The 16,035-nt window shown below is 68.3% G+C and carries 16 protein-coding genes; 3 read left to right on the top strand and 13 right to left on the bottom strand.

Translation table 11 applies throughout. The features are described 5' to 3' along the window. Positions 1-105: 105 nt before the first annotated feature. Entirely contained in the window at positions 106-1,407 is a 1,302-nt protein-coding gene (locus tag ACTJKF_RS20680; protein ID WP_440625628.1) for a hypothetical protein, read from the bottom strand. 104 nt (positions 1,408-1,511) lie between these two features. After that, positions 1,512-1,682, bottom strand: a complete 171-nt coding sequence (locus tag ACTJKF_RS20675; protein ID WP_004186709.1) for a rubredoxin — start codon at positions 1,680-1,682, stop codon at positions 1,512-1,514. A 255-nt stretch (positions 1,683-1,937) separates the two neighbouring features. Here ACTJKF_RS20675 and thiD point away from each other — a divergent pair, with 255 nt between their 5' ends. Further along, positions 1,938-2,804 (top strand): bifunctional hydroxymethylpyrimidine kinase/phosphomethylpyrimidine kinase, encoded by an 867-nt coding sequence (gene thiD / locus ACTJKF_RS20670; protein WP_440625625.1) that lies wholly within the window; start codon positions 1,938-1,940, stop codon positions 2,802-2,804. A 170-nt stretch (positions 2,805-2,974) separates the two neighbouring features. Here thiD and groL read toward each other — a convergent pair whose 3' ends face one another. The 11 genes from groL to ACTJKF_RS20615 all read right to left on the bottom strand — a co-directional run bounded on the left by groL (position 2,975) and on the right by ACTJKF_RS20615 (position 13,816). Then, positions 2,975-4,615 carry a chaperonin GroEL gene (gene groL / locus ACTJKF_RS20665; protein WP_098549580.1) on the bottom strand — a complete coding sequence of 547 codons (1,641 nt, stop codon included), beginning with the start codon at positions 4,613-4,615 and terminating at the stop codon, positions 2,975-2,977. A gap of 46 nt (positions 4,616-4,661) precedes the next feature. After that, a complete protein-coding gene (locus ACTJKF_RS20660; protein ID WP_011544732.1) occupies positions 4,662-4,955 on the bottom strand; it encodes a co-chaperone GroES in 294 nt (97 codons plus the stop codon). A 376-nt stretch (positions 4,956-5,331) separates the two neighbouring features. Further along, positions 5,332-5,841, bottom strand: coding sequence for an SRPBCC family protein (locus ACTJKF_RS20655; protein ID WP_440625623.1), 510 nt, complete (start codon positions 5,839-5,841; stop codon positions 5,332-5,334). A 62-nt stretch (positions 5,842-5,903) separates the two neighbouring features. Then, the gene (locus ACTJKF_RS20650) at positions 5,904-6,536 is read right to left on the bottom strand and encodes a LolA family protein (RefSeq protein ID WP_440625621.1); all 633 of its coding nucleotides are present in this window, start codon (positions 6,534-6,536) and stop codon (positions 5,904-5,906) included. Then, a complete protein-coding gene (locus tag ACTJKF_RS20645; RefSeq protein ID WP_440625619.1) occupies positions 6,533-6,952 on the bottom strand; it encodes a quinol oxidase in 420 nt (139 codons plus the stop codon). Before ACTJKF_RS20645 ends, ACTJKF_RS20650 begins: the two co-directional genes overlap by 4 nt. Before the next feature lie 28 nt (positions 6,953-6,980). Then, entirely contained in the window at positions 6,981-7,769 is a 789-nt protein-coding gene (locus tag ACTJKF_RS20640) for an anti-sigma factor family protein (RefSeq protein WP_440625618.1), read from the bottom strand. Next, on the bottom strand, positions 7,766-8,281 hold the full coding sequence (locus tag ACTJKF_RS20635; protein ID WP_440625616.1) for a sigma-70 family RNA polymerase sigma factor: 516 nt from the start codon (positions 8,279-8,281) through the stop codon (positions 7,766-7,768). The genes ACTJKF_RS20640 and ACTJKF_RS20635 overlap by 4 nt, the downstream gene beginning before the upstream one ends. Before the next feature lie 59 nt (positions 8,282-8,340). Then, entirely contained in the window at positions 8,341-8,700 is a 360-nt protein-coding gene (locus ACTJKF_RS20630; RefSeq protein ID WP_440625614.1) for a COG4315 family predicted lipoprotein, read from the bottom strand. Positions 8,701-8,988: 288 nt separating this feature from the next. Continuing rightward, complete coding sequence (locus ACTJKF_RS20625; protein WP_440625613.1) at positions 8,989-11,244, bottom strand: beta strand repeat-containing protein; 2,256 nt, start codon at positions 11,242-11,244, stop codon at positions 8,989-8,991. Positions 11,245-11,724: 480 nt separating this feature from the next. Continuing rightward, positions 11,725-12,969: an NAD(P)/FAD-dependent oxidoreductase gene (locus ACTJKF_RS20620; RefSeq protein WP_440625612.1), complete on the bottom strand. Its 1,245-nt coding sequence runs from the start codon at positions 12,967-12,969 to the stop codon at positions 11,725-11,727. Positions 12,970-13,036: 67 nt separating this feature from the next. Then, positions 13,037-13,816 (bottom strand): ABC transporter substrate-binding protein, encoded by a 780-nt coding sequence (locus tag ACTJKF_RS20615; protein ID WP_440625611.1) that lies wholly within the window; start codon positions 13,814-13,816, stop codon positions 13,037-13,039. A gap of 368 nt (positions 13,817-14,184) precedes the next feature. Here ACTJKF_RS20615 and ACTJKF_RS20610 point away from each other — a divergent pair, with 368 nt between their 5' ends. Beyond that, positions 14,185-15,147 carry an ornithine cyclodeaminase family protein gene (locus tag ACTJKF_RS20610; RefSeq protein WP_440625610.1) on the top strand — a complete coding sequence of 321 codons (963 nt, stop codon included), beginning with the start codon at positions 14,185-14,187 and terminating at the stop codon, positions 15,145-15,147. Next, complete coding sequence (locus tag ACTJKF_RS20605; RefSeq protein WP_440625609.1) at positions 15,144-15,938, top strand: helix-turn-helix transcriptional regulator; 795 nt, start codon at positions 15,144-15,146, stop codon at positions 15,936-15,938. Before ACTJKF_RS20610 ends, ACTJKF_RS20605 begins: the two co-directional genes overlap by 4 nt. Positions 15,939-16,035: the final 97 nt, after the last annotated feature.

Here is a 16,035-nt window from a genome sequence, read left to right as displayed (position 1 = left end):
CGCGCGCGGATCACATGGCACTCTAACACGCGCGCGGGCGCTGCCGGCAGCGTGTTGCCGGCCCTCGCGGCAAGGGCCGCCGCCGCGTATGCGCCCGGTTGCGCGTCAGGTCCGGCCGAGTGCCGCGCCGAGCGCTTCGGACGCCGCGGTCAGGTCCGGCGGCGCCACGCCGGCGGCGATCTTCAGCAGCGCCGCGCGCAGCATGTCGGACGCACGACCATGTGCGTCGCGCCCGCCGCCGGCGAGCGGCGCGCCGTGCGCGGCGCGGCGCCACGCGAGCCCGAGCGTGTCGGCCAGGAGCGCCGCGTGACCGAGCCCGAGCGCGCAAGCGGCGGTCCCGACCCGATACGCGGCGGCGGACGCACGCCATGCGGCCCCCGCATCGGCCGTGGCCGGATCGACGGCGAGATCCGCCATCGACGCGTCGGCCGTCTGCAGGAAATCCTCGTACGCGTGCGCGTTGACGGTCACGACGCCGAGCATGCGGGTCGGTGCCGTCGCGACGGCGGCATGCTCGGCGCGCGCGGCGTCGGCCTCCCACAACGCCTCGGACGCGGGCGTGCCCGCGACGTGCCAGTCCACGGTCAGCCCGTAGTCGTGCAGCACGTCGACGAGCGCGACATCCTCGGCGGCCGCGCCGAACAGCGCGAAATCGCGCCACAACAGCGCAACCGTCTCGCGCACGAGCTCGGGCGGCGCGTGGCGCCGGCCTTGCGCGTGCTCGCCGAGCAGCAGGTTGGTCCGTGCGAGAAAGCGCTTCAGTTCGGGTGCGGCGCTGGCGCGCAGCGCGCGCAGGCACGCGGCGGCGAGTCGCCAGTAGTCGTACGGCGCGCCGTCGGCCAGTGCGGTCAGGGTCGTATCGAGCTCGTCGAGTGCCGCGTCCGGCGAGCCGGACGGCGTGCGCAGCACGCCGAGCAGCGCCTGCTCGTAGCGGGCCCGCGCCCGGCTCGCGAACGCATCGGGCAACGCGCGCAGCGTCGCCGGCGGCGTCGCGCGCCCGACGAGCGCCAGCACGTCGGGCGGCACGCTCGCGTGCAGGTCCGCCGCGCTTTGCGCGCGCAGCGTACGGAAGTGTTCGAGCAGAACCCGCGAGCAGGCCAGCTCGCGCAGATTGTGACGCCCGACCGCCGCGCGGAAATCGCCGAGCGCTAGGTGCCACGCGGCCGAAGCCGCGTCAGCGACGGCGAGCGGCGCCGCGGCGGCCAGTTGCCCGGCAAAGCGGGCGGCCGGCAGCCAGCCGGCCTCCGCCAGCACGGCGGCGGCGGCCGACAGCGGCGCGGCCGCGTCGTCGCGACGCTCGAATGCCTCGGCAGCGGCCGCAAGCCACGCGTCGGCCGCGCGCACGGCGCCGCCGCGCGGGTTGGGCAGTGCGTCAGGGAGGGGAATGTTCGCCGGATCGGACGTCATGGACACGCGCGCCTGTCATCGTCAAGTCGCTCGCGCCCGCCGCGGCGCGCAAGCGCCGGGCAACCGCGAGGCCTGAGCGGAGTGTCCGTGGGCCGAAGGTCCGGTCAGATCTGGACCATCTCGAAGTCTTCCTTGCGAGCACCGCATTCGGGGCACGTCCAGTTGATCGGGACGTCTTCCCAGCGCGTGCCCGGGGCGATGCCCTCTTCGGGCAGCCCGGCTTCTTCGTCATAAATCCAGCCACAAATCAGGCACATCCAGCTCTTGTATTCCATCTTAAGCCGCGTCGGGAAAGTCGGTAAATTCGGGAGCCATGATGGTACCGTGTCGGGGCCGGACTGCCTAGCAATCGCGCTGGAGTACGGCGACTACGTTGCGTTGCGCTAAAAAATCCGTCGTGCGGGCGGGATTCCGCCGCATAATGGCTGGAAAGTGCGGCCTGCCGGGCAACACAGGGCAAAAAAAGGCCCATTTCGCCTCGCCGTCCGCAGTTCCGTCGCTTCCCCGTTTTTTTCTTGCCCCATTCTTACATGTCCAGCAACGCCCCTCCGATCGTCCTCACCTTCGGCCTGTCCGATCCCACCGGCGGCTCCGGCCTCCAAGCCGATCTGATGACCCTGGCGAGCATGGGCTGTCACGGCGTGTCCGTCCTGACGGGCTATACCGTGCGCGACTCGGCCGCCTGCGACGAAGTGACCGGCCTCGATCCCGATGTCGTCGCCGCCCAGGCGCGCATGCTGCTCGAGGACATGCCGGTCGCCGCGTTCAAGATCGGCGCGGCGACGCGCGCGGAAGTCGTGAGCGCGATCGCCGAAGTGGTCGCCGACTACGACGGCGTGCCGCTCGTGCTCGCCCCGGACTTCACGCTCGACGACGAGCACGTGCTTGCCGCCGACGACCTGCGCGAATCGATCGCCGACCTCCTCGCACCGCAGACGACGCTGCTCGTTGCCGACCACGCGACGCTGATCGCGCTCGCGCAGCCGGACGGCGACGCCGAGGCGCCGAATCTCGACGCGGCCGTGTCGCACCTGCTGTCGCAGGGCTGCGAGTACATCCTGTCGTCGGAGACGGGCTCGCATCGGCTCGTCAACACGTTGTACGGCGAGGAAGGCCAGCTCCGCGAAGACATGTGGGATCGCTCGCCGCACCGGCTGATGGGCATCACCGACACGCTCGGCGCGGCGATCGCCGCCCTGCTCGCGAACGGCCAGGAACCGCCGGAAGCCGTGCGCGAAGCGCAGGAATACCTGTATCAGGCCGTGCGCGACGCGTTCCGGCCCGGCATGGGCGCGCACCTGCCCGACCGGTTCTTCTGGGCGCGCAGCAATGACGATGCAGACACGCCGCCGGCCGTGAAGGCCGATCTGGTGCCGAGGACGTCGCACCGGCATTGATGCATGCACGGCGGCCAGACGCCGCCGTTGTACGCCACGCATGATCGCTTCGGGGCGGCGCGCCGCCCCTTTTCGCGCGCACATAAAAAAAGACCCGCATCGCTGCGGGTCTTTTCTTTTGGCTGGAACGCGCATCGCTGCGCGTTCCGGACACCATCGACCGAAGTCGATTACATGTCCATGCCCATGCCGCCCATGCCACCCGGCATGCCGCCCGGCATCGGTGCATCTTCCTTCGGCAGTTCTGCGACAGCTGCGTCCGTCGTCAGCAGCAGGCCAGCAACCGAAGCTGCGTTCTGCAGTGCGGTGCGCGTGACCTTGGTCGGGTCGACGACGCCGGCTTCAACCATGTCGACGTACTCGCCCGTTGCTGCGTTGTAGCCGTAGTTGCCCTTGCCTGCAGCCACTGCCGCCACGACGACGCTGGCTTCTTCGCCACCGTTCGTGACGATCTGGCGCAGCGGCTCTTCCATCGCGCGCAGCACGATCTTGATGCCGGCGTTCTGGTCAGCGTTCAGGCCGGTCAGGCCCGCGATCGCGGTGCGAGCGCGGATCAGCGCAACGCCGCCGCCTGCCACGATGCCTTCTTCCACAGCTGCGCGCGTTGCGTGCAGTGCGTCTTCGACACGTGCCTTCTTTTCCTTCATTTCGACTTCGGTCGCAGCACCGACCTTGATCACTGCCACGCCGCCGGCCAGCTTGGCCACGCGCTCTTGCAGCTTTTCACGGTCGTAGTCCGACGTCGCTTCTTCGATTTGCGTGCGAACTTGCTTGACGCGCGCTTCGATGTTCACGGCTTCGCCTGCGCCGTCGATGATCGTCGTGTTTTCCTTGCCCACTTCGATACGCTTCGCCTGGCCCAGCTCTGCCAGCGTTGCCTTCTCGAGCGTCAGGCCGGTTTCTTCCGCGACGACTTGACCGCCGGTCAGGATCGCGATGTCTTCCAGCATGGCCTTGCGGCGATCGCCGAAGCCCGGCGCCTTGACCGCAACGGTCTTCAGGATGCCGCGGATGTTGTTGACGACCAGCGTTGCGAGCGCTTCGCCTTCGACGTCTTCAGCGATGATCAGCAGCGGACGGCCAGCCTTCGCGACTTGCTCGAGTACCGGCAGCAGATCACGGATGTTCGACACCTTCTTGTCGTGCAGCAGCACGAACGGGTTGTCGAGGACGGCGACTTGCTTGTCCGGGTTGTTGATGAAGTACGGCGACAGGTAGCCGCGGTCGAACTGCATGCCTTCGACGACGTCGAGTTCGTCAGCCAGCGACTTGCCGTCTTCGACGGTGATCACGCCTTCCTTGCCGACCTTGTCCATCGCTTCAGCGATGCGATCGCCGATCGACGAGTCGCTGTTCGCCGAGATCGAGCCGACCTGTGCGATTTCCTTGTTCGTCGTGCACGGCTTGCTGATCTTCTTCAGCTCTTCGACAGCCGCCGCGACTGCCTTGTCGATGCCGCGCTTCAGGTCCATCGGGTTCATGCCCGATGCGACGTACTTCATGCCTTCGCGAACGATCGATTGCGCGAGGACGGTTGCCGTCGTCGTGCCGTCGCCTGCGTTGTCGCTGGTCTTGGAAGCCACTTCCTTGACCATTTGCGCGCCCATGTTCTGGAGCTTGTCCTTCAGCTCGATTTCCTTCGCGACCGACACACCGTCCTTGGTGACCGTCGGGCCGCCGAAGCTGCGCTCGAGCACGACGTTGCGGCCCTTCGGACCCAGCGTGACCTTGACTGCGTTGGCGAGAATGTTCACGCCTTCGACCATCTTCGAACGGGCGGAATCGCCGAATACGACGTCTTTAGCTGCCATCTTCTAACTCCTTGAATTCTTGGGAATATGTGCCGTCAGTGGACGCTTACTTCGCGTTGACCACGGCCATGATGTCTTCTTCGCGCATGACCAGCAGCTCCTGGCCGTCGACCTTGACGGTCTGGCCAGCGTACTTGCCGAACAGCACGCGATCGCCGACCTTCACGTCGAGCGCGATCGGCGCGCCCTTGTCGTCGCGCTTGCCCGGGCCGACCGCGAGGATCTCGCCTTGATCCGGCTTCTCAGCAGCAGCTTCGGGGATCACGATGCCCGAGGCGGTCTTGGTTTCCTGATCCAGGCGCTTGACGATCACGCGATCGTGCAAAGGACGAAGGTTCATATTCACTCCTCTCTTGACTGAGATTGAAGAACGCTTAGGGAATCTGCCCGGCGGATCGCCCGGCAGAGAATTGTTAGCACTCTCGTGCAGCGAGTGCTAATTATATGGACGGGTTTTGACAAATTCAAGAAGGGGAGCCGGAGGTTTTTTCATCCGCCGCCGGGCGACGGAAAAACGCCGAGAAAACCAATAAAATCCTTTTGAAACAATACGATAGATAACAATCCAACCCACCAGGAAGGGCCTCGATACGGGTTATCCCCGCCATCGCTTCGTTTTGACACGGGGTAAGCAGCGAGTTCCCGCCGCCGTCCGGCCCCCCTTCAAAAAGCCTGCTCGGGCGCCAGGCGGCACGCAAATGCCGGCCGCCGGCGCCTCACATGTCGGGGCAACCCGCAACCGGCTGGAACGTTCGGCCGTCGGTCTCGACCTTCGCGCCGAGCAGGCGCGCGAGCCCTTTCGCGCCCTCGCGCATCACGACGTCGTGATTCCAGATGAAGAACGGCCGTGCAATCGGCTCCAGCCAGTTCATCCAGCGCTCGCGCGTGCGGATGTGCCAGTCGTAGCGCACGACGGTGCGCGTGCCGTCGCCGGCGAACGACCAGCGGCCGTCGCCCTCGATCGCGCCGCTCGCGCGGCCTTCGAGCACATGCGGCCGCTCGACGCGCAGCACGCGCATGTCGAAGGTCAGCCGGTACGGCAACGCGCCCTTCCACGTATATCGCTGCAGCGCGCCGACGCCGCGCGCGTCGCCCGGCTCGATCGCGACGGTCCGCACGGCGCCCTTCCACCAGTCGGGCCAGCGGTCGACCTGGTAGATCGCGTCCCAGACCACCGCGAGCGGCGCATCCACGCGCCACGTCGTCGAAAACCGGTATTCCGCCATGCAGCCTCCGGCACGAATCGGGATCGGGAAAGGGGATCGGGAAGCGGGGTCGGGAAGCAGGGTCAGGGCGCGAAAAACCGTGCGGGAAACGCGATATCGATCTCGACGTCGTCGAGCGTCACGGTTTCGAGCGGCGCGCCGTCGTCGTCCGCGAAGCTGACGACCTTCAGCGGAAAGCCGTCCTCGGTGTCCAGCCACAGCCGGTAGCGATGCACGCCGTGGACCACGTGCGCGGGCGCGCCCGTCACCGATACCCGCAGCGTGGTCCGGCCGCCGATGGTTTCCTCGCCTTCCGTCACCGTCGCGCCGCCCTGCTGCAGCGCATGCACGTTGCGCAGCAGCACGCCGATGTCCGACCGGTCGACACGATGGCCGCTGCGGTCGCGCAACAGCGGATTGGACGGCGACATCGTCAGTGCGGGCAGCACATGCTCGCCGAACGGGCGCAGCCGGACCTTGCCGTCACCGGGATCGTATGCGAGCACCGCGCCATGATGCGGCGACACGAAGTCCATCCGGACGAAACCGGGTTTCAGGTACGCATAGTGGAATTCGGTGTGCTCGCCGCTGCGCGCCGACGAGCGGATCGTCGCACGGTACGAGTGGACCTGGTCGAAATGCGCCTGCGCGACGGTCACGGGGTCGGCTGTCATGCTCGCTCCTATCAGGCTCGCGGCCAGCAATGCGGCAATCATGGCGCCGCCTCGACGTCGAGCACGCCTTCCATGCCGCGCTCGCGATGGCTGCGCAAGAACAGCAGCCGATGCGTGCAATAGTAGGCGAAGCGGCCGGGCGCCGTCGGCGTGAAGCGAAACGTCTTCGGCGTCGTGCTCAGTTCCGTGTGCACCGCGATGCCGGCCTGCGGCGCGTCGATTTCGAAACTGTGCGGCACGATGCCCGGTTCGACCGAGACGGTCAGTTCGACCGGCGCCTGCGCGCGGACGATCACATGGCTCGGTCGAAAGAAATAGCTGCCGCCGACGATCGTCACCCGCTGCACGCCGTCGGCGTCGACCGGCACGCGCACCGGGACGCCGCCGTCCGCTTGCGCGAGCCCGGCGCCTGCCGCGAGCACCATCGCCGCCACCACCCTTGCCGCCTTCGCATTCATTTTGCACTCCCTGCCGAGGTCGCGCGCGTCATCCCTTCCATGCGTCCGTCGGGCCGCCGAGCGCGCCGCATGCTTCGATCGCCAGTTCGCGCAGCCGGCGTTCGTCGCCACGGCCTGACAGCGCAAAACCCATGCCGCGATCCGACCAGAAATACGTGTAGCGACCGTCGGCCGACATCGCCTGCGGCGCGAGGCTGCGCGCATCGTAGGCCGTCATGTACAGCGTCACGCGCGCGCCGTCCGCACGCTGGTACATCAGTTGCGCGGCCGGCCCCGCGTCGCCCGGCAGCAGCCGGCCGCCCAGCAGCGCATAGCCGTATTCGTCTAACGAAGGTGCGCGCACGGAGCGCCCGAGACGGACAGACAACCATCCGGACAGGCGCGCCGGATCGCTCGCAGCGATTTCGACGGGATGGTCCCGATCGGCCGTGTACAGGGCATACGCGACATCCGCGCGCGCGGCGAAGGCCGGCTCGACGCCGAACGTCGTCCAGCCCGCATGCAGCGCAATGCCGATCACGAGCCCGGCCGCCAGCCCCGCGCACCCATACGCGAGCACGCGACGGCGCGACGCGCGCCGCTGCACGAACAGCGCCGGGGCGGCGGCCGGCAGCGGGAACAGCGCGTGCAGTGCGTCGCGCTGCGCACCGTAATGCGCAAACCGGTCGGCTTCGCGCGGATCGGCCTGCAACCGTTCGAGCACCTCGCGGCGCTCGTCCCCGGAGAGCTCGCCGTCGAGCAACGCCGACAGCAGTTGGGCCGATGCATCGGCTCCGTCGTCCCGATCGTTCGAAGGTTTGTGCGGATCGTCCATCATGTCTTCCCGATCACTCTTAATGCAGCCGCGCCGTGCGCAGGCGGCTCGCCGGACAGCAGCGCACGCATCTGTTCACGCGCTCTCGACAGCCGCGACATCACCGTCCCCACCGGCACACCGAGCACCTGTGCGGCGTCCCGGTAGCTCAACTCCTCGAGCGCGACCAGCAACAGCACCTCGCGCTGCTCGACCGGCAGCCGGTACAGCGCACGCTGCACGTCGCGCAACATCAGGCCGCCCATCTCGTCGGCCGGCGCGGCCATCGTCTGCCAGGGCGCGGTCGCATCGTCGACCGCGATCTCGCGCCGCGCGCGCAACTGGTCGATGAAGCGGTGGCGCAGCAGCGTCAGCAGCCACGCGCGCAGGTTGCCGCCATCGCGCGGCGGCCGGTTCAACGCGCGCTCGAGCGTGTCCTGCACGAGATCGTCCGCCCAGGCCCGGTCGCCCGTCAGCGCGCGCGCATACCGGGTGAGATGCGGCAGCCACACCAGCAGATCCGATTCGTAGCTCATCCGGATGCCTCGCGCGTCGCCGCGCCGTCAGTCCGTCGGTCCGTGACGCCGTCAGTCGATCAGGGGCGCGCGACGTGCCACATCCCGCCGATCCCGTCGCCGCCCGCGTCGCCGGCCTTGCGGTCCATCTTCCAGCGATACAGCGGACGGCCGTGATACGCCCATTGCTTCTTGCCGTCGTCACGCGCGACGATGCTCAGTGCGCCGGACGCCTTGTCGTAGCCGTCGGCGAGCGCCGGCGGCCAGTTGGCCGCGCACGTGCCGCTGCAGGTGCTCTTGCCCGGCGCGTCGTGATCGAACACGTACAGCGTCATATGATCTTCGTCGACCAGTTTCCCGTCGCCGGCCTGTGGAGGTTCCGCGGCTGCGGGCCGCGCAATCATGGCCGTCAGCGCGACGGCGAGCAGCATCGTCTTCATTCCCGTTCTCCTTGGCGTGGCATCGCGGCGCGGCCGGACGGGACGTCGACTTCGTCATGACCATTATCCCGCTGTGCGGTTGCGCCGCGACTCGGTATGTAAACGGACGGGCCCGTCCGGTTATTCCATACGGCCCCGCGATGGCAGGCGGCGGCCGCGCACCGCCAGCCTTCCGACGCCGCGCATCGGCAACCCCAAGAAAAAACGCGGCATGACATTGCTGTCATGCCGCGTCGTGCGACCCGTTGCGTGGCGGCAGGCGAGGCGCCGCCGCCACGCGCTGGCCGGTTACTTCGGCAATGCGCCCGTGACCGCCTGGAGCAGCGTCGACACCGGCGCGAGCGGGTTGTTCGCCGAGTTGCTGCCCGAGTGCGGCGTGACCGACAGGCTCGGCGTGGAACCCAGCGCCGAGACCAGCGTCGTGCCGACCGCATTGACGACCGTCGCCGTCGCATTGCCGCCCGTCGACGCCAGCGACCCGACTGCCCCAGCCGTGCTGCCGGCCGCGCCTGCGCCCGAGCCGAGCAGGCTGCCGCCCGCTGCGGCCGTCGAACCGGCCGCGCCCGACAGCGCCCCGGCCGCCTGCCCGAGGGCAGCCGGACCGTTCCCGAGGGCGCCCGTTACCGAACCGAGCGCACCGGTGAGTGCGCCGGCCGGGTTGCCGCCGCCGGTCAGGCCGCTGACGAGGTTCGTGATCGGTGCGATCGGGCTGCTGCCGCCCGCGCCGGACAGCGTGCCGACGACCTGATTCACGACACCCTGTACCGGTGCCAGCGGGTTCGTGCCGCCGAGGTTGCCGAGCGCGCCCGTCACCGAGTTCACCGCGTTCGTCAGGGCGCCGGCCGGATTGCTGCCGCCGAGCGTACCGACCACCTGGTTCACGACACCTTGCACCGGCGCCAGCGGGTTCGTCCCGCCGAGGTTACCGAGCGCGCCCGTCACCGAGCTGACCGCGTTGCTCAGTGCGCCGGCCGGATTGCTGCCACCGAGCGTGTTGACGACCTGGTTCACGACGCCCTGTACCGGCGCGAGCGGATTCGAGCCGCCGAGATTACCGAGCGCGCCCGTCACCGAACCGAGCGCACCGGTGAGTACGCCGGCCGCGTTGCCGCCCGTCGGCAGCGCGTTCTGCAAGCCACTGACGAGGTTGGTGATCGGCATGATCGGGCTGCCGCCGGCCCCCGACAGCGTGCCGACGACCTGGTTCACGACGCCCTGTACCGGGGCCAGCGGATTCGTGCCGCCGAGGTTGCCGAGCGCACCCGTCACCGAGTTCACCGCGTTCGTCAGGGCGCCGGCCGGGTTGCCGTCGCCGAGCGTGCCGGCGAGTTGCGTGACGGCGCCTTGCACCGGTGCCAGCGGGTTCGACGCACCGCCGATGTTGCCGAGCGTGCCCGTGATCGTATTGACCGCGTTGCTCAGCGCACCGGCCGGATTGCCGCTGCCGAGCGTGCCCGTGACCTGGTCGACGACGTTCTGAATCGGCGCCAACGGGGTCGTGCCGCCGGCGTTGCCCAAGGCGCCCGTGACCGTGCCGAGGGCGCCGGTCAGGGCGCCGGCGGGGTTACCGGCACCGGCGTTGCCGAGCGCACCCGTCACCGTGCCGAGAGCGCCGGTCACTTGATTCACCACGCCCTGAATCGGCGCCAGCGGATTCGCACCGCCGCCCACGCTGCCCAATGCGCCCGCCGCCGTGCCAACTGCATTGCTCAGCGTACCCGTCGCCGTATTCAGCGCACCGGTCAGTGCACCAGCGGGGTTGCCACCGCCCAACGCGCCCGTCACCGTACCGAGGGCGCCAGTCAGCGCGCCCGCCGGATTGCCGCCGCCGAGTGCGCCCGTCACTTGATTCACGACACCTTGCACCGGCGCCAGCGGATTCGCGCCGCCGCCGACGTTGCCCAGCGTACCCGTCACCCCGTTCACGACACCTTGCACCGGCGCCAACGGATTCCCGCCGGCACCGACGTTGCCCAGCGCGCCCGTGACCGTGCCGAGCGCCCCCGTCAACGCAGCCGCCGGGTTGCCGCTACCGAGCGTACCCGTCACGCCATTCACGGCGCCCTGGACCGGCGCCAGCGGGTTCGCCCCGCCGCCGACATTCCCCAGTGCGCCCGTTGCCGTGCCAACCGCATTGCTCAACGTCCCCGTCGCCGTATTCAGCGCACCGGCCGGGTTGCCGCCGCTGAGCGCACCCGTCACCTGGTTCACCACGCCTTGCACGGGCGCGAGCGGCGTCACCGCGCCGCCACCGCCGCCGAGCGCGCCCGTCAGCGCGTTCGCCGCGCCCGACAACGCCTGCGCCGGGTTGCCGAACGACGTCTGAATCGCGCCCGCCCCACCCGCCGCCACGGTAACCGAACCCAGCGGCGACGTGCCGGTCGCAGCCAGGCCGATCGACACGCCGTTCGTCGACGGATTCACGATGACTTGCGGAATCGGCAGCGCATCGAGCGCCCCCGCGATCGCCGAACCGGAAGCCAGTACCCCGAACACCGTCACGACCGACAGCGCCACACCCGTCAATTTAAGATTTTGTCCCATCTTTACCCCATCTCGGTTGGCATACGTTGATAAAGCATGGGGACGGATTGCACGAAGTGTGCCACCCCGATAAAACGGATTCATTCGTTGGCCTATTGCAAGCCAATAACGATTTTTTATGGATTTCCGGGGAAATAAGCGAGTCGCGACGCCGCAATCCTCCGACAAGAAAGACATGCTGAGCGCGGATGTAACGTAACGTTTGCGAGGCCCGATGTAACGTGTTCCGGTACATCCAGGGTCACATCGAGACGGGCCGCTGACGGCGCGTCGCCGGCTCGCCCGGTGCGCGCCGGAAAATTCGCATTTCATTTCCATGAAAATGCATTGATAAATCGCTCTTTATGATTTTCCTGTTTCGCGATTTCTTTCCGGTCGATTACGCAGATCATTTCAGATCGTGCGGTTTTCGATAACGCGGACAACAGAATGAAAAACTGTGACGGCCACACGTGCGGCGGCCGTCGTGCCGCAACGCGCTCAACCGAAGCGCGCGGGTCGGTACGGATGGGGATCGATATAGGTCGGCGCGCCGGTCATCATCTCGGCGAGCAACCGCCCGGTCGCCGGGCCGAGCGTGAGCCCGTGGTGGCAATGACCGAACGCGAACCACAGATGACGATGGCGCGGCGCAGGCCCGATCACCGGCCGCATGTCGGGCGTGCACGGCCGCATCCCGAGCCACGGCGCCGGGTCGAGCCGCTCGCCGATGCCGAACGCGTCGCGCGCCAGCGGCTCGGCCCGCGCGAGCTGCACGCCGGTCGGCGGCGCACCGCGCAACGCGATCTCGACGCCGGTCGTGAGCCGCAGGCGGCCGCCCTCCATCGGCGCGACGACGAAGCCCGCCTCGGTATCGCATACGGGCACGTTCAGCGGCGTACGGGTCGGCCGGTAATGCATGTGATAGCCGCGCTTCGCGCGCAGCGGAATCCGGTAGCCAAGCGGCGCGAACACGTGATCGGACCACGGCCCGAGCGCGACCACGGCCGAGCGAGCCGCCATCGGGCCGTGTTCGGTATCGATCTGCCAACCGTCGCGGACCTGCGCGAGCGTCGTCGCATCGCCGTGCACGAACGTGCCGCCGTCTTGCTCGAACAGCCGCGCGTAGGCCTTCGTGAGGCCGCCGGGGCTCGACACGGTCTTCGGGTCCTGCCAGTGGAATGCGCCGCAGAATGCAGCGCCGATACCCGGCTCGCGCTCGCGCAATGCGCGCGCGTCGAGCACGCTCATCCGCAATCCATGCGCGTCGGCCACCCGCTGCTGCGCGCGCGTTTCCGCATCGAACAGCGCGGGCGAACGGAACGCCTCGATCCATCCGCCATCGTGCACGAGCGGTTGCGCGTCGGTGCGCGCGAGCAGCGCGTCGTGCTCGACGACGCTCGCCGCGACGAGCGGCAGCAGGTCGCGCGCGGCAGCCGCAAGCCGCTGCGGCGACGATTCGCGCCAGAAGCGCGCAAGCCAGCCCGCATACGCCGGCAATGCCTTGTAATCCCAATAGAGATCGACCGAGCGGTTACGCGCGTAGCGCAGCAGCGTGCCGAGCCGGCGCGGGAACGCGTACGGCACGACCGACGAGCGCTCGATCAGCCCGGCATTGCCGTGACTCGTTTCCTCGCCGGGCGCGCGCCGGTCGACGAGTGCGACGCGCAACCCGCGATCCTGCAGATGCAGCGCCGACGACACGCCGACGATGCCGGCCCCCAGAACGATGACGTCGAAATCCATGCTTCCCCGTACTGCGTCGAGATTCGGTGCGACGCGTGCCGGCACCGCGGCCGGCGCGCGGCCAGGCTTACTTCGCGACGATGTCGCGCTTGAAGTACTTCTGCGACAGCGCGCTCAGCGTGCCGTCCTTCTTCAGCGCGTCGAGCGCGCCGACGATCTTCGCCTGCAGCGCCTTGTCGCCCTTGCGCATCCCGAAGCCGGTGCCTTCGCCGAGCGTCGCGGGATCCCGCAGCGGCTCGCCGACGATCTGGTAGTCGCGGCCGGCCGGCTTGTCGAGGAAACCGTCCTGAGCGGTCTGCGCTTCCTGCACGGCTGCGTCCAGACGCCCGGCGACGAGATCGGCATAGATCTGGTCCTGGTCCTGATAGGACACGACGGCCACGCCTGCATTGGCCCAGTGCGCCTTGACGAAATCCTCCTGCGACGAGCCCTGCAGCACGCCGACGTGCTTGCCGCGCAGGCTCGCGACGTCGGGCCGCAGCGGCGAGCCGCGGTGCGCGACCATCACGATCGGCACGACGTAGATCGCCGGCGTGAAGTCGATGCTCTGCTTGCGCTTCGCGGTGATGTTCATCGCCGAATCGATCGCGTCGAACTTGCGCGCCTGCAACGCCGGGATCAGCCCGTCGAACGCGTTCTCGACCCACACGCACTTCATGTTCAGCTTCGCGCAGACAGCGTTGCCGACATCGACGTCGAAGCCCTGCAACTGGCCGGCCGGCGTCTTGCTCTCGAACGGCGGATAGGCGGCTTCGATCCCGAAGCGCAGCGTGGTCTGTTCCGCGTGGGCCGTGACGGCCGCGCACGCAAGCGCCGCGACGGCGCAGAGGGAAAGCTTCCAGTTCATGACGGTTGTCCTTCGATTCCGGATTGAGACGATGAAGACCGGTCGCGCGGTGCCGGATCGGCATGCGATGCAGCCGGCCGCCGTGCAGTAGACACGTGGGTCTGCACGCCGAAATATAGACTCTTAGTCTACTATAGACTATAGGGGATACGATAATCTCGGCGCGGCTGCCGCTCGGCGAAATCGTGCCGGACCCGCCAAACACCGTTGATTTATCGATGTTTTTCGTGCGCGCTGCGACGCAGCCTCATCTGGAAAAGAAAAATACACGCAGCCCATTAAGTCTATATTAGACTTTTAGTCCATCACAAACCTCGCCGGACACCCTCTTTCGAGACTGTCCTGTCCGGCTCGACCGGAGAAGTCCCATGACGCAACCCGCCCCGATCCTGCCGCTGACCGTCGACGAAGCCGCGGTGCGCGCGGCGCTGCCGTCGCTCGACGTGCTGGGTACGCTGCGTCGCATGTTCGCGTCGCTCGCGTCGGCGCGCGCGGTGCAGCCGCCGCAGACCCTCACGCTGTTTCCCGAACAGGCCGGCGATTTCATCACGTACCTCGGCGCGCTCGCCGACGAACAGGTATTCGGCGCGAAGCTGTCGCCGTACGTCGTGACGGGCGGGAAACCCATCGTCACCGCATGGACCGCGCTGATGTCGATGCGCACCGGCCAGCCGCTGATGTGGTGCGACGCGGGGCTGCTGACGGTCGAGCGCACGGCCGGCACGACCGCGCTCGCGGTCGACTGCCTCGCGCCACGCGACGCCCGCCGGCTCGCCGTGATCGGCACGGGTGCCGTCGGCCTCGCGCACCTGCGCCACACCGCGGCATTGCGCGACTGGGCGTCGATCAGCGTCCACTCACCCGCGCTCGCAGGCGATCCGGCGCTGCAGGCGATGCTCGCGCGGATCGACCCGCGCGCCCGGGCGGCTGCCAGCGTCGAAGCGTGCGTGCGCGATGCGGATGTGGTGATGCTGTGCACGTCGTCGGGCACGCCGGTGCTCGCGGACGGGATGCTCACGCGTCCCGCGCTCGTCACGTCGATCAGCACCAACGTCGCCCGCGCACACGAGATCCCGCCCGCATGGCTGCCCGACCTGGACGTGTACTGCGACTATCGCGACACGACGCCCGCGAGCGCGGGCGAGATGCAGATCGCGGCGGCCGATCACGGCTGGACGCCCGAGCGGATCGTCGGCGACCTGCCCGCGCTCGTCGCCGGCACCTGCGCGGCACCATCGCGCACGCGCCACGCCTTCTTCCGCTCGATCGGCCTCGGGCTCGAGGACATCGCGATCGCGCATGCGCTGTACACACATCTGACGCGCGCATGACCGGCACGCGCACGCGGGGCCGATACAATGGCGCAACCGCCGCGGCGGCAGCGCGCGGGCGCACGGGCAAGCCGGTCAACGGCACGCCGGTGCGCCACGCCGACGCCCCGCCCGGCCTCCGCTCACCCGAGATGGCGATTCCGATGCGCAAGAAGCAATCCCCCGTCAAAGACCTGCTGCTCACCCGCTATGCACCGATTGCCGACGGCATCGCGGCGCTGTTCTTCCCGTACGCGGAAGTCGTGATCCACGACCTGCACGACCAGACCGTGCTGTATCTCGCGAACAACCTGTCGAAGCGCGAGGTCGGCGACGACTCGGCGCTCGAGGAAATCGATCATTCGGCGCGCGAGCGCGTGATCGGCCCGTACGAGAAGCTGAACTGGGACGGCCGGCGGATGCGCTGCGTGAGCAACGTGCTGTTCGACGACGAAGGCCGCCCGGCCGGGATGATGTGCATCAACTTCAACATCGCGGTGTTCGACGACGTCCGCGCGACGCTCGACGTGTTCATCAAGGGCGCGGGCATCGTCGCGCAACCGGACGAGCTGTTTCGCGACGACTGGCAGGAGCGCATCAACACGTTCCTGCACGGCTGGCTGCGCGAGCGGCAGGTCGGCCTGAACGGCCTCACGCGCGAGCACCGGCGCGAGCTGGTCGAGGCGCTGCACGCGGAAGGCGCGTTCCGCGGCAAGAGCGCCGCGAACTACGTCGCGAACGTGCTCGGCATGGGCCGCGCGACCGTCTACAAACACCTGAAGCATCTGAAGGAAACGCAGGGCGACGCGTAAGCGGCAAGCGACATGCCGCGCGGGCCGGGCCGGGACGAAGCACCGAAGCACCGAAGCACAAAATGATATAGTCCCGGTTACATTTATTTGCCGCCCC

This window comes from Burkholderia sp. 22313, from assembly GCF_052045245.1.
In the GTDB taxonomy this organism is placed as follows: domain Bacteria; phylum Pseudomonadota; class Gammaproteobacteria; order Burkholderiales; family Burkholderiaceae; genus Burkholderia.
Note: the sequence above shows the minus strand (reverse complement) of the source record. Positions and strands in the feature narration are given on the sequence as shown.